This window comes from Acidimicrobiales bacterium (assembly GCA_036378675.1).
Classification (GTDB): domain Bacteria; phylum Actinomycetota; class Acidimicrobiia; order Acidimicrobiales; family Palsa-688; genus DASUWA01.
Genome location: DASUWA010000027.1, coordinates 93240 through 106982 on the forward strand (window position 1 = coordinate 93240; position 13743 = coordinate 106982).

The following is a 13743-nucleotide window of genomic DNA, read 5'->3' on the forward strand; positions in this document are numbered from 1 at the left end:
CGTCCCTGCTCATGCGCCTATCTGCTGACGGTCCAAGTCGGCCGTGAAGCGGAGCAGCTTCCGAGCGTTCAACTCCACCATCTGGTGGACTTCCTCGTCGGGTACGTCCGCCAGGACCTCAGCGGCGCGCTTCCGGCTCTTGGGCCAGTTGGAGTCGGAGTGGGGGTAGTCGCTCTCCCACGTGATTCGGTCGATACCGATTTCGTGCCGATTTTGCAGCCCTGCCACGTCGTCGATGAAGCATCCCCACATGTTGCGGCGGAACAGGTCGGACGGGCGCGTATCGATGTCGATTCCCGTGTAGTAGCGGTGACGCTCCCAGGTGTAGTCGATCCGTTCGAGCATGTAGGGAATCCAACCGATCCCTCCTTCGGCCAGTGCCACCTTCAAGCGGTCGAACTTGTGGAATACCCGGGAAAAAAGGAGGTCGGCCGTGGCAGACATCGAGTTGCACCCGAAGAGGGATATCGCTACGGCGAACGGGGCGTCGGGGGCGGTCGACGGCGGCTGACCGGAGCTACCGAAGTGCATGCACAAAGGCAGACCCGTCTCCTGGGCGGCGGCGAACACCGGGTCCCAGTGGTCGGTGTGGAACGACGGCATCCCGAGCGCTGCGGTGTTCTCCGGAAAGGACACCGCCCTGGCACCTTTCGCCGCGCACCGCTCGATCTCGGCCGCTGCCAAAGCGGGATCCCAGAGCGGAACGATGACAAGCGGTATCAGACGGTCCGGGGCGTAGGCACACCATTCGTCGAGCATGAAGTCGTTGTACGCCCGAACGCAGAGGCCCGCGAGTCTCTTGTCGTCGGCTCCCAAGAAGACGGTGCCGGCGAACTTCGGGAACGACGGGAAGCAGAGCTGGGCCTGCACTCCGTCGGCATCCATGTCCGCCACCCGGGCCTTGGGGTCGTAACTGCCGGGAAGGATGTCGTCGAACCGATTAGGTTCCAGCCCGAACTCCTCCCGTTTGCGCCCGGCCACCGCGTTGAGAGCGATCTGGGGATAGAGGCGCCCCTCGAACAGCCAGATGTGGGCGGCGCGCGCCCCTTCGGGGGCGCCGGCGGGCACCATCTCGACTATGCGCGGGCCCGCCTCACGGTCGTCGCGGGGCAGGCGATCCTCCCAGACTCTGGGGTGCTCGATGACGTGGTCGTCAGTAGAGATCAACTTCATGTGGTCTTGGAGGGGCACAAATAGAGCTTGCCATATATAGACGAATTATGCAACGATTAGAACGAATGGACGCTGACGAGGTCCGGCGAATCGAAGGACCGTGGGAAGGCGGTGGTCGCGGATGACTCACCCGGGGCGCCTCGCCGGCAGGGTGGCCATGGTCACCGGGGCCGCCCGAGGCCAAGGGCGTTCGCATGCGGTTCGCCTCGCCGCGGAGGGAGCGGACGTCGTTGCGATCGACCTCCTGGAGGACATCGCCTCGGTGCCCTACCGCCTGGCGACAAAAGCCGATCTCGACGAGACGGCCCGGCTGGTTGAGGAGGCCGGGGGGAAGGTCTTGTGCTCCCGGGCCGATGTCCGGGATTTCGATGAAGTTGATGCAGTCGCCGCCGAGGCTGCGGAACGGTTCGGTCGGTTGGACATCGTCTGCGCCAACGCCGGCATCATCTCGTACGCGTCGGGCCAAGCGTTGAGCGAGCAGGCGTGGTCGGACGTCATCGGCGTCAACTTGACGGGGGTCTGGCACACCCTCAAGGCTTGCGTTCCGCACATGCTGTCCGCGGGCCACGGCGGGTCGATCGTGATCACCAGCTCCATGGCAGGGCTGAAGGGACTGGCCAACACGGCTCACTACACCGCCGCCAAGCACGGCGTGGTCGGGCTGATGAAGGTCTTCGCCGCCGAACTGGCAACGCAGGGGATCCGGGTGAACTGCGTGCACCCCACGTCGGTCAACACCGACATGCTGCACAACGAGGCGACCTACAACGTCTTCCGTCCCGGATTCGAGCACGCCACGCTGGAGGACGCCATGGACGGTTTCCATTTCGTCAACTCCATGCCGACTCCGTGGGTCGAACCGTCTGACGTGTCCGACGCGGTGGCCTGGTTGGCGTCCGACGAATCCCGGTTTGTTACCGGGATATCTCTTCCGGTCGACGCCGGGTTCCTTCTGCGTTGAAGTAGTGGTCCATGATCTGGGTGGAGCCGCGCAGCTCGGCCGGCTCCCCGGCGTAGACGATTCGGCCCTTGGCCAGGATGTAGACCACGTCGGCTATGGCGAGCGCTTTGGCGACGTATTGCTCCACGACGAGCAGGCTGCGTCCGAAGGTCCGTAGATGGTCGAGGAACTCGAATATCTGGTCGACGACAACCGGGGCTAGGCCCATCGATATTTCGTCGAAGAGCACAAGTGGGGCATCGCTGAGATAGGCGCGGAGCAGTGCGAGCATCTGCTGTTGGCCGCCACTCAGAGAGCCTGCCGGGCGCGGCATGCACGGGCGCAGGGCGGGAAAACAGTCGAGAGCCTCCTCGACTGACGCCGCGGGCTTGCCTCGCGGGGTGAAGAGGCGGACGTTGTCGCGGACCGTCAGGTCCGGGAAGACGCTGCGTCCCTCGGTGATGTGGCACACGCCCATGCGGGCGCGGGAGTCCGACCCCAGTGCCGACACATCCTGATCATCCAGAAGGACGCGTCCGGCGCGCGGGCGGAGCAGCCCGGACACCACCTTCAGCAACGAGGTCTTCCCGGCTCCGTTGGCACCCAGGAGCGCGACGACCTGGCCTGCGGGGACCGACATGGACAGGTCTCTGAGTACGACGGCCGACCCGTATGCAGCACTGACGTCTTCGAGGTCGAGCCTCACGTGTGGACCCCCAGGTAGGCGTCACGGACCTCCGGGCTGGCCCGCACTTCACCGGGGGTTCCCTCGAATATCGGCTGCCCGAAGTCCAGCACGTAGATGTAGGAACAGATGCGCATCACCAGCTGCATGTCGTGTTCGACCAGCAGCACCCCGACCCCGCGCTGGGCGACGATCTCGCAGAGGATGTCCCCGATCCTCTCGCTCTCGGCGCTGTCGAGCCCGCTGGTGGGCTCGTCGAGGAGCAAGAGCCGGAAGCCCCCCGCCACGACTCGCGCCAGTTCCACCAGTCGCCTCTGACCGGTGCTCAATGAAGCCACGGGCTGCGATTCCAAATCGGTTATCCCGCAGGTATCCAAGGCTTGCCGGGTCTTCTCCTCGAGAGCCCGGCGTTCTGAACGGCTTACCCTCAGGTGACGGATGGCGCTGCTCCCGACCAGTAGCGCTTCGACGCCGAGGGCGACGTTCTCGCGGACGGTCATCTGGTTGCAAACCTCGACGATCTGAAACGTCCTGCCCAGACCCAACCGGGCCCGACGGGAGGGAGAGAGGTGGGTGGCGTCGACACCGAACACCGTTATCGAGCCGGCGGAGGGGCGGACCAGGCCGCTGACCGCGTTGAACACGGTGGTCTTGCCGGCACCGTTGGGTCCGATGAGGCCGGTGATGCAGCCGAGCGGGGCGGCTAGTTGAACGCCCGCAGCCGCCGGGACACCCTGGTACGCAACCGAGATATCGTGCACGACCAAACCGTCTTCCAACGGAGTCGGCCGCTCTTTCATCCGTAGGTCTCCACCCTGGATCGCAGCGGGCTGTGCTGCCACCGCCAGGACGACTCTGCGGCGAGGCGGGCGACCCAGGAGGCAAGCTCGGAGCGCGACGCCAAGACCAGCGAGGCGATCACCGCGGCGAGCCCGAACAGCAGGGTTTGCTGGTCACTCGTGAACTTGGTGAGATACCCGGGCACCACCGCAATGAGAAGTGCGGCCAGCACGCTGGAGCGGAACAGTCGCGTCCCGCAGACAGCGAGGACTGCGACCAACACGAGCGATTGGACGGGCCCGTACGCGGAGCCGCTCGCCGCCGAGAACTGCGAGATCATCAGTGCCCCGCCGATCCCGGCGAAGAACGACGAAATGCAGAACACGATCAGACGGGTGAGGTTCACCTCGAGCCCGTGGGTCGCCAGCATCGTCGGCGTCTCGGACAGCCCGCGCAGCAGACGCCCCAGCCGGCTGCGCTGGACGGCGACCATCGCCGCCAACGATGCGGCCGCGATGGCGAGGCACGCGTAGAAGAACCACGTGTCGCTCGCTCCGTGCACGAACCACAGTCGGGGCCGGGTCGCTCTGACCGTGAGGCCGCCACCGAACATCAGGAACGACGGGAACACCACTTCTTGCATCAGCACCCCGAAACCGAGTGTTGCCAAAGCCAGATAGATCCCAGATACGCGCATCGCGGGAAGGACGATCAGCGCCCCGACCGGGACGGTCACCAGCCCGGCCACGAGCAGGGCGATCAGCCAAGGCACCCCGTCGGACGTGAGGTGTCCCATGGTGGTGGACCCGATCGCCACGAATGCCATCTGACACAGCGAGACCTGCCCCGACGTCCAGGTGAGCAGGCCGAGAGACCCGAAGATCACCGCGTAGGTCAGCGCCGCCGTCCACACCGGCAGGTGGGCGCCGACCAGCCGCGGCATCGCCAACAGTAAGGCCGCGGCCGGCACCCAGACCACCGCTGCGTGCCTGGGGTTGAAGGGGCGGGCCGGTTGGGCGATACCTCGCACGATCGACGGGCCGCCCGGCAGCCGGCGGGGCGGGACCACCAGGAGAACCGCTATTAAAACGAGGAACGGTATTGCAGGGGGAAGGCCGCCGAGCGGCCCGTGAGTCGCGTATTTCGTGGCGACCGAAGCGAGAACCCCGACCAGGATCCCGCCGAGATAGGTGAGTGGCAGACTCGAAAAAAGTCCGATCGCGCACGCCCCGAACGCCTGAATGACCAACAGTGTGAGCAGGGTCGCGTCCAGGCCGAGCGTCGGGGCCAGCAACATCCCGGAGAGCGCGGCGAACACCGAGCCCAAGCTCCACGCGGCTGCACGTACCCGGTTGGGTCGCTCCCCGGTCAGGCCCACCAACGACGGCACGTCCACCGCGGCCCGCATAGCAACGCCGAGGCGGCTTAGCCGCATGAACAGGTACAACCCAACGGACAGCGCCAGCACCAAGCCGGCGGTGATGACCTCGCCCCAGCTGATCAGGACGCCGTCGACGTTGAACCCGGTCTGAGGCAGAAACGACGGGAAGTTCCGGGTCACGTCTCCGAACACCACCAAGAGCAGGCCGTCGACAGCTAGAAACAAGCCGACGGTGAGAGCGACGACGAGGCTGGGCGGGGCGTCCATGACCACCCTTGTCAACGGCTCGAGGACCGTCGCACCCAACAGCGCAAACCCGGCTAGCACTACCACGGCTGCCACCGGCCAAGGCCAGCCGTCGAGAACGTGGAGCTCGTAGAAGACGAACGCGGCCGCCGCAGCCAGGGCGCCGTGCCCGAAGTTGAAAACCCCCGAAGTCCGGTATGTCAGCACGAGGCCAACTCCGGCCAGGCCGTAGAGCGATCCGGTGACAACGCCGACGACGAGGAACGGAAGAAGCGAGCTCACGCCTGGCACACCTGACAGGGCACCCGATCCTTGCGGGCGCCGCTCGCGACGGTCGGCTTACCTTTGACCAGCGGGCATCCGGGACGGTGGAACATCGTCACCCCGGGGGCCTTGACAGCCACTCGGACATCCGAAGCTGACGTGCGGAGCCGCTCCGCGGACGGTGTAGCGCGGTCCGGAAGTAGGAGGACTCGCGCAGTGCCCACGTTGCGTCGACCTTGCAGCAACCACAACGCGTTGCTTAGCCCGCAGACGATCAGCCCGACCAGTCCCAAGTTCAGCCAGGTGAGCTCTCCGCGCACCGTCAACTGGCCGCTCGCCTCGAACCACGAGGCGATCATCAGCGCCGCCCCGACCACCTGGCCGAGTACCGCACGCGTGACGTCGTCTCCTTTCCAGGGGTGCCACTTCGTCTGGTCACGACGACCGAGGGCACTCGGGTTCAGCTCATCCATGCGAACCGCTTCGGGTCCGCGACGCTCTTTGCTTCGCAGGGACGACGGGGTCGGCGCCGTTGGTGAGGTTCGCCTGGTCGCGCTTCAGCTCTTGATGGATGCGATCCAGCTTTCGCCACTCGTCACGCAGGTCGGCCGACAGCCACAAGGTCGCCCCCAGGCCCAGAGCGAACAGGCCGGCCAGACCTCCTGACGCGAGATAGGGGATCTGCTGGGTCGCCAGCGTCGACCGGCTGACCCCCAAGTAGCCGAGGATTAGGGCCACCACCCCGAACACCACGACAGCGACCGCCGCTGAACGGTCCCACTGGTTTCTCAACCACTTGAAGATGTCCATGGTCCCCTCACTCCCAAGCTGCGCATCAGCTGCGCGGCGACGACAGCAACAAGCGCCGCGGCGGCAAACACCAGATAGAGGCTCCGGATGTCGAAGCCAACCGGATTCCCTACAAGACTGATCGACCTCCCCGACAACGAGCCAACAGGCGCCGGCTGCCTGACACGCGAGCCGCCAGCAAGCAGGCCGCCGCTCGGCGCCGCCGAAGCGTCACCGGCCGCAGCAGAGATCGACGGACCAGCCGAGTTCGTCGACGTCGCGTCGGACGTTCCTGAGCCAGTTCCGGTGCCCGACAGGTCAGATGCACCGCCCGAGGTCGAAGCCGTCGTGTCGGGAGGTCCCGCTCCGACCTGCATGGCCGCGTCGGCGCCTCCGAGAATGAGCGTGAAAGTGCCCGGGCCGGTTCCCGCGCCCAGGTCGTTGACCGGTCCGGTGAGCTCCACCGCCGGCGCGAGCACTTCGCCGTTGTAGTGCTGCGGCCCGACGACCGTGGCGGTCAGCCCGGAGCCGGCGAGTATCGAGTGCAGCGTCGGGTTTATCGGCAGTGGAACACTCGGGCCGGCCAGGTTCAGACCAGTCCCCGAAAGCGACACCGGCACCCCCCCGACTTGCACGCCTGTGATGACCAGCTTGGTCGAGGGCGTCACGCTGCCGTCAGCCGACGCCGTCTCGATGGCGGTTGAGACCACGTCGCCGATGGCAAGCGGCCCCACCTTCAGGCCCTGGATCTCCGAGGTCGCCTGAGCCACCACGCTGCCGTCGTCCTGGATCTTGACGCTAGAGGCGGAGGTGACCAGCGCAACGTTGCCGATCAGCCCGTCCTGCAGTCCGCCGCTCGCGCTCGACTCAGTCCCGGTGTCGGTGCTGGTCGTGCGGAGCGAATAGGGGCCGGCGCCGACCTGGTCGCTCGGCTGGGTGCCCGCCTCGGACTGCGCGTAGAACGGATACGACGGCGGCTGAGGAATGCTGACCGGAGGCAACCCCGACAAACCGGTGCTCAGCAGCCCCTGAAGCAAGGTCGGCGCAGACACGACGGTGTCGCCGGGATCGGGGAAGGCCGCGTACCCGATGCTCGTGCCGAACGACGTGAGCTCCGACTGGGCGGTCGGTCCCCCGCCGTTGACCGGTGTGCTCGTGATGGGCCCGCCGGGCACCGTGACCGTCAGGTTCACCCCGAACGCGTCCGACGAGCCCGCAAACGATGCCGGACCGCTATTCGCGTACGCGGAAGCCGGCACCAACACCAGCCCGACTGCTCCCGCCGCCATCGCGGCCGCCCACCATCGCGAACTTGGAAGGATGATCACCTTCAGGACTCGCACGTGCGGTGACCGCCATTTGGGCTCACGAAGGTGCCGTTCTCCAGCTTGACCTGGAACCAGCAGATGCCGACCGGGGCGTTCTGCCCTGCGGTGAACGTCAGCGGGTTGGTGATCCCACCGAGGTCGTTGTTCTTGATGCTGTCCATCCCGGCCAGGATCTGCGCCGAGGTGATGTTCCCGGGCGGAAGATTCGACTCCCCCGCCAGGAACATCTGCGCGGTCACCCACCCCTGGATCGACGAACCGTCGAGCGGAACCCCGGCGCCGTACTGGCTCATCACCTTCTGGAACAGAGCAACCGACGGAATATTGGTAGCCGTCCACGGCACGTAACCCAGCTCGGTGTCGAGACCGTTGAGGTTCGCATCACCCGCCATGTCCGGCGTCGTCGTCTGGGCGGCGGTCGCCAGTTGCGGATGGAAGTTGATCCCGGCACACGACGATGCGGCCCGGTGAATGCTGTTCGGGTCGAGTGCCACCAGCAGGGCGGTCACACCGGCCTGCTCTGCCGCCTGACACTGCGAGGTGAAGTTCGGGGCACTCAGCGAACCGGTGCCGTTGTACACGAGTGTCAAGCCGATCTTTTGGGTGTCTGCCGGGGCCTGCTGCGCGTACACGGAGCACTCGGCGGCTTCAACGCACGAGAGGACCCCTACGTGGGCCTTCTGGCTAGGGGTGAGCTCCTGCGCCATCCCTGCGAACACCGAGTACACGAGCGCGTCGCCACTGGCCGACTCGGGAAAGAAGTTGGGGTGGTCGTAGTAGAACTGCTCCGCTCCCTCGCTCCCGATGACCGGGATCTTGTGGGACGCGAGGAACTGTTCGCTGCCGGCAGCGGCCAGGGGTGCATCGTTCTGAACGAAGGCGACGACGTGATCCTGGTCGACCAGTTGTTCGGTGAGTGCCTGGTTCTGCGAAGGGCTGCCGCCGTCGTCGGCGATGACGTACTTCAGCGGATGGCAGGCCACGCCGCCTTGAGCGTTGATGTAAGCGACCCATGCGGCGACTGCCCGCGGCCCCGCCGCAACGGCGGCTCCGGCGATTCCGGACTGCTCGCCGACGCTGCCGATCACGATCGTAGGTTGCGAAGAACTGCAAGCGTGCGAAGCGGTCGGCTGTCCCGCGCCGATCGAACCGGATCGGGCCCCGCTCGCAGTAGGCCCGCCTCCACCTCCTGACGCTGATTGCGACGTGCCGGCTCCTCCCGCAGACGTGACCGGTGACCCGGGCGCGGCCTGGGACTGCGACGCGCCGCTCCCGCCGGCATCTGTGCTCGGAGCGCCACTCGAAGGTCCCGCGGCGCCCTGCCCGCCGGCCACAGGGGTGCCCGCCTGGGCCTTCAGCAACTTCGAGTAAGGCTCCCGGGTACCGCAGCCGGACACGGTCAGCGCGGACAACGCGACGACCACCGCTGTTGCCGCCACCATCGTGGTTCGAGCACTAGTCCTGAAGCATTCCCCCAGCTTCACGCACGTTAGTGTGGCACAAATCGCTTAATCCTGCAACGATTTCTACGATTTAACCCTCGTTGCCCAGCGTTCGATCCCGGGAGCGCATCCAGTCCGCCTACGCTCCTCCGGCATGCACCTCGAGCTGGGGTTCGAGGTTGACCGGGACGCCGGACTGGCGAACCATCCCGGTAAGCGGGTCGACGTCGACCGACGAGATAAGAGCGCTGACGAGCGGACCGGAGGGAGGATCGAAGCCGTGGGGAAACGACACATGCCCACGGGCAACCCCGCCATCGATCGAAACGGTCGCCACCAGCGTCCCAGCCGCACTCTTTACACGGGCTCGGCCTCCGTCGCTCAACCCCGCTTCCGCCGCGTCGCTGGGATGGATCAGCAGAAAGGGATCGTCCTGGCGTAGCCCAGCCGGGGGGAACCACGAGTTGAGGTGACGTCCTTGCCGTCGAGGTATCAGCATTAGCGGAGCGGGAGGCTCAGCACGGGACAGCTCCCCTACGAGCTCCGATGGGGCGAGTTGAAAGCGCGGCCGGTTTGCCCGCTCGAGCAGCCAACCGAAGCGGCGGGTCGGAGCGGTCACGCCGCTCGGAACGGCGCGCAACGTGTTGACGCCGCCGGCGCCCACCACGGCATCGAGAACAGCGTCGTCATCCACGGCCGGATCATCGACATCAAGCGCCCCCGGCATCACGTCGTGACCGAGGCGCAGCCCGAGCTGACCGATGATCCACCACAACGGGCGCCGCGCCGCTTTCAGGCGCACTACCGCGCTGACGTACTGCCCGGCGACGAGTGGCTGGTAAAGCTCGACGCCGGAGGTCACGTCAGCTCGTTCGAGCGGGTCGGCGCAGGGCATGACGTGTGTGGCCAGGTCGGTGGTCGCGGTGTGGCGGATGTCGGCGACCGCAAGGACTTCAAGGCTGCGGAACGCGGCAGTCACACGGGCAGAGTCGGCAAACGCGACGGCGGGGTTGCCTGCGAGCGAGAGCAAAGCACGGAGGTGTCCGCTCTCGATCTCGTCCGCCATCGCCGCGCACGGGTATTGGCCGAATCGCCTAGGCAGTTCGGGACGGCTCGGCGGTCCGGGCTGGGGCGGTTTGCTCTTGTGCGTCCCGATTCCGGACTCGTCGAGGCGGGCGAGCAGTCCGGGATTGCACCACACCCCACCGGGACGATCGAACGAACCGGTCACGAGCGTGAGCGCGGCCGCGAACCATTCGGTCAGGTTCGCGTTGGCGCCCATGGTGGCTCCAGTGCCAGTAACAACGGAGATCCGCCCGGCGCGCCGGATCGCAGCCACTAGCTCGGCGAGCTCGGACGGTTGCAGGCCCGTCACGTCGGCCGTGAAAGGAGCATCGAACCGTTCGACCGCAGCGCGAAGCTCGTCGACCCCCATGCAGTAGGCATCGAGGTAGCTCCGGTCGCAACCACTGGCTAGCAGCTCTCGCATCAGGTGCCCCAGAAGGGCGTGATCCGTTCCGGCGCGGCACGCGAGGTGGCGGCTGGCAAGACGCGCAGTTTCGGTGGTGCGAGGGTCGACCACCCACACCTCGCCGCGTCGTCGAACTGTTCGGATTGCAACGACAGGATCCGGCAGGGCCCAGGTGTGCCCATGTGAAACGACCGGATTGGTGCCGATCAGGAGGAGCAGCGCAGTGGACTCGAGGTCGGGTAGCGGCGTGATCGCGCCGTGACCGAGCACCGCCTGGGCCACAAGCGGCTTCGCGGGACAGTCCGTCGTCGTGGACGTATAGCGGCTGCGCGACCCGAGCGCGCGGTGGAGTGTCTCCGCTACGGCCCGGCCAGCCGGGTCCCACCCAGAAAGTGACCCGAAGTAGGTGCCGACGGCATCCGGTCCGGACTCCTCTACGACGCGCAAGAGCCTGGCGGCCAGATCGGCGAAGAATTCGTCCCACGACACCGGGATCAGCCGGTCACCATGCCGGACCAGTGGCTCGTTCAGCCTGTCGGGTGCGTGGTGCATTGCGCCCAGGGCACGGCCTTTGGCGCACGTGTAGCCGTGGGTCACGGGATGTTCAGGGTCACCTCGCACGGCGACGATCTGGTCACCTTCGACGGTGAGGATGAGCCCGCACACCGCCAGGCACTGGCGGCAGTAGCTGTGGACGGATCGAGTCATCCGTCGCGCACTCCCGGATGTACAACCGTCTCCGGAACACCGCCGGCGCGGGGCAGACCTAGAACCTGCTCCGCGAGGTGGTTGCGCTGGATCTCGTCGGTACCGCCACCGATGCTCACGCCGAAGCTCCCGAGTCCAACCCGCTGAAGGTCGCCCCCGAACGGCGCGTCTATACCGTCCAGCATGCCCGCAGCTCCAAGGACCGCGTACGAGACCTCTCGCGAGGTGTGGCAGATCCTGGACACGAGAAGCTTGGTGATCGATGGGTGCGGCGACGGCCGGGGCCGCTGGCCGAACCGATTGACCTCGGTGAGTATCAGGTAGCCACCGATGCGTTCACGAATCTCGGGGTCGTCAGCACAGCCTCGATCGCGAGCGAGCTGCGCCAGTCGCCGGGCAGGTACCGCGCGGCCCGTGAACGTCCCAGCCCTGTGGCGTTCCGCGGCGATCACCTCCTTCACGCGACGGTCCAGGAAACCGGCGATCTCGCCCGAGGGGACGAAGGTGAGGCCACGCGCCGAACGGCCGGCCGCGTTGGCCCGTTCATAGGCCAGCGTCGTTCGCGCCACCTCCCAGCCGCGGTGCAGCTCGCCGATCAGATCGCCGCCGGGGACCCGGGCGCCGTCGAGGAAGACCTCGCAGAACCGTGAGATGCCGTCCATCTGCTTGATGGGTCGGACCTCGACCCCGGGTTGGCCCATGTCCAACACGAAGTAGCTGATGCCGGTGCGCCCGCTCGTCGGATGAAGGGTCCGCGCCAGGAGCAGGCCGCGTCGAGCGAGGTGAGCATTCGAGCTCCACAGCTTCTGCCCGGTTACCACCCAGCCGTGACGGTCGCGAACCGCCCTGGTCGCAAGACTGGGCAGGTCCGACCCTGCCCCGGGCTCGCTGAACAGCTGACACCACGATTCGAGACCCCTGGCGATGGACGGCAGGTACCGGTCCCGCTGGTCGGGCGACCCGTGGGCGAGCAGGGTCGGCGCAGCGAGAGTCGCCGCAACACCTCCCTCGGGCGGCGCGATCGTGCCCAACGCAGCGAGTTCCTCGATGACGACGCGCGCCTCGGCGCTCGACCATCCAAGGCCGTGGGGTGCAGGCCACTGGGGCTGGGACAGGCCCGCTTCAGCCAGCCGGCGCCACCATTCACGCACCGTCGTCGCGTTCGACCACGCCTCCCTGCTCCATGCCCGAACGTCGTGACGGTTGGGCGCAACGAGCTCCTCGGTGCAGCGGGGCTCGATCGGCGGGCTCAACGGATTAGCCGAGCTTCGTAAGATCCGAGGTGTCCAGGACCTGGAAGTTCGAACTGTTCCCCTGCGCGTCGAGAACTCCTTGGAGGACCTTGGCCGCGCACACGTTGGGGACGAACGCCACGGGCTTCGTCCCGCATTGGAAGGTCGTCCCGCCTCCCATCTGGAACGCAACGGGACTGGACATCGACGAGAAGGTGCTCATCACGTTCGCTGGCGTGACATCGCCCGTCGTCTGGCCCATGACATCGGCGAATGCCCGAACAACCATGTACCCGCCCGGGGCGACTCCGCCCTTTGGCGAACCGTTGGCATAGGTGTCCATGACAGCCGAGTACAGCTTGTAGTCCGGGGTCGTGTGGTCCGTAGAGGTGTTCCACGATGAGACCGTGATGCCTGCGTATCCACCAGGGATCGACGCGGCTGTGTTGGTGTCGATGCACTCGGGGTTTATGACGATGGGACCGCTGAATCCAAGGGTCTTGATGGCTTTGAGCGCGCTGGTGCAGAAGCCTTGGTCGCCGACGATGGCGAACTGGCCAGGGTTCTTGGCTAGCTCAGCCTGGATCTGGGGGGTCATGTCTGCTGTGCCAGGGGGGACCGTGACCACGTCTAGAGAGACGCCGGCGTTCTTGTAGAAAGCCCCGCCGAGTGCCTTGACCGGACCGCTGGCAGCGGGCACGTCGATGACGACGACGGCAGCGTGCTTGACTCCTTTTGCGCGGGCAACACCCGCGGGACCGGCGATGACGCTGGACACGAGGTTCGCCAAGGCAAATGCACCCGGCTTGAGCAACGTGTCCTGATCAATGGTGCCTAGCGCGATCAGCGGGATGTTCGAGCCCTGAAGTCCCTTGAAGATGCTGCCACCCTGGCCGCTCACGCCGTACAGGACGGCGACGACTTTGTTGTTGACCATCTGGGTAGCGCAGTCGGTAGCGCCGGCCGGAGTCTGATGGGTTTGGCACACGAGGAGATCGATCGGGTGGCCATTGACGCCGCCCCGGTAGGCGTTGATGTACGTGGTGCTTGCCTGCGCGGCGGTGATCTCGGGCGTGTCGTCGATGGTGTCGCTCTTACCATCGCTGATGAGGCCCACCTTGACGGGTGTGCCGGTGGCCTTGTCCGGCCTGCCGAGCGCGCTCGCGCCGCTACTCGCGGACGTCGACTTGGCGACTCCGGTCGAGGATGACTTGGTCGAAGAGCCGCACGCGGTGCTGACAAAGGCGGCCACCACGAGCACTGCACTGGCTCGACCTAGTCGGGTGTGGAATGACATGGGTTCC

At 66.5% G+C, this 13743-nt stretch carries 12 protein-coding genes; 1 reads left to right on the forward strand and 11 read right to left on the reverse strand.

What is annotated here, in order from left to right:
• Positions 1 to 9: 9 nt before the first annotated feature.
• Complete coding sequence (locus VFZ97_10340) at positions 10 to 1191, reverse strand: amidohydrolase family protein (protein HEX6393833.1); 1182 nt, start codon at positions 1189 to 1191, stop codon at positions 10 to 12.
• Between the two features lie 103 nt (positions 1192 to 1294).
• Between VFZ97_10340 and VFZ97_10345 the strand changes: the two genes are divergently transcribed.
• Entirely contained in the window at positions 1295 to 2134 is an 840-nt protein-coding gene (locus VFZ97_10345; GenBank protein ID HEX6393834.1) for a mycofactocin-coupled SDR family oxidoreductase, read from the forward strand.
• Here the strand turns inward: VFZ97_10345 and VFZ97_10350 are convergent.
• The 10 genes from VFZ97_10350 to VFZ97_10395 all read right to left on the reverse strand — a co-directional run bounded on the left by VFZ97_10350 (position 2088) and on the right by VFZ97_10395 (position 13736).
• Positions 2088 to 2819 carry an ABC transporter ATP-binding protein gene (locus VFZ97_10350; protein HEX6393835.1) on the reverse strand — a complete coding sequence of 244 codons (732 nt, stop codon included), beginning with the start codon at positions 2817 to 2819 and terminating at the stop codon, positions 2088 to 2090. The genes VFZ97_10345 and VFZ97_10350 overlap by 47 nt on opposite strands.
• Positions 2816 to 3598, reverse strand: coding sequence for an ABC transporter ATP-binding protein (locus tag VFZ97_10355; protein ID HEX6393836.1), 783 nt, complete (start codon positions 3596 to 3598; stop codon positions 2816 to 2818). The genes VFZ97_10350 and VFZ97_10355 overlap by 4 nt, the downstream gene beginning before the upstream one ends.
• Positions 3595 to 5487 (reverse strand): ABC transporter permease, encoded by a 1893-nt coding sequence (locus tag VFZ97_10360; protein HEX6393837.1) that lies wholly within the window; start codon positions 5485 to 5487, stop codon positions 3595 to 3597. Before VFZ97_10360 ends, VFZ97_10355 begins: the two co-directional genes overlap by 4 nt.
• The gene (locus VFZ97_10365; protein HEX6393838.1) at positions 5484 to 5942 is read right to left on the reverse strand and encodes a hypothetical protein; all 459 of its coding nucleotides are present in this window, start codon (positions 5940 to 5942) and stop codon (positions 5484 to 5486) included. The genes VFZ97_10360 and VFZ97_10365 overlap by 4 nt, the downstream gene beginning before the upstream one ends.
• A complete protein-coding gene (locus VFZ97_10370; GenBank protein HEX6393839.1) occupies positions 5935 to 6279 on the reverse strand; it encodes a hypothetical protein in 345 nt (114 codons plus the stop codon). Before VFZ97_10370 ends, VFZ97_10365 begins: the two co-directional genes overlap by 8 nt.
• A complete protein-coding gene (locus VFZ97_10375; protein HEX6393840.1) occupies positions 6258 to 7601 on the reverse strand; it encodes a hypothetical protein in 1344 nt (447 codons plus the stop codon). The genes VFZ97_10370 and VFZ97_10375 overlap by 22 nt, the downstream gene beginning before the upstream one ends.
• On the reverse strand, positions 7589 to 9070 hold the full coding sequence (locus VFZ97_10380; GenBank protein ID HEX6393841.1) for an ABC transporter substrate-binding protein: 1482 nt from the start codon (positions 9068 to 9070) through the stop codon (positions 7589 to 7591). Before VFZ97_10380 ends, VFZ97_10375 begins: the two co-directional genes overlap by 13 nt.
• Before the next feature lie 97 nt (positions 9071 to 9167).
• Positions 9168 to 11207 carry a molybdopterin-dependent oxidoreductase gene (locus VFZ97_10385; GenBank protein ID HEX6393842.1) on the reverse strand — a complete coding sequence of 680 codons (2040 nt, stop codon included), beginning with the start codon at positions 11205 to 11207 and terminating at the stop codon, positions 9168 to 9170.
• Entirely contained in the window at positions 11204 to 12460 is a 1257-nt protein-coding gene (locus VFZ97_10390) for an acyl-CoA dehydrogenase family protein (protein HEX6393843.1), read from the reverse strand. The genes VFZ97_10385 and VFZ97_10390 overlap by 4 nt, the downstream gene beginning before the upstream one ends.
• Before the next feature lie 4 nt (positions 12461 to 12464).
• Positions 12465 to 13736, reverse strand: coding sequence for an ABC transporter substrate-binding protein (locus tag VFZ97_10395; protein ID HEX6393844.1), 1272 nt, complete (start codon positions 13734 to 13736; stop codon positions 12465 to 12467).
• Between the last annotated feature and the right edge of the window lie 7 nt (positions 13737 to 13743).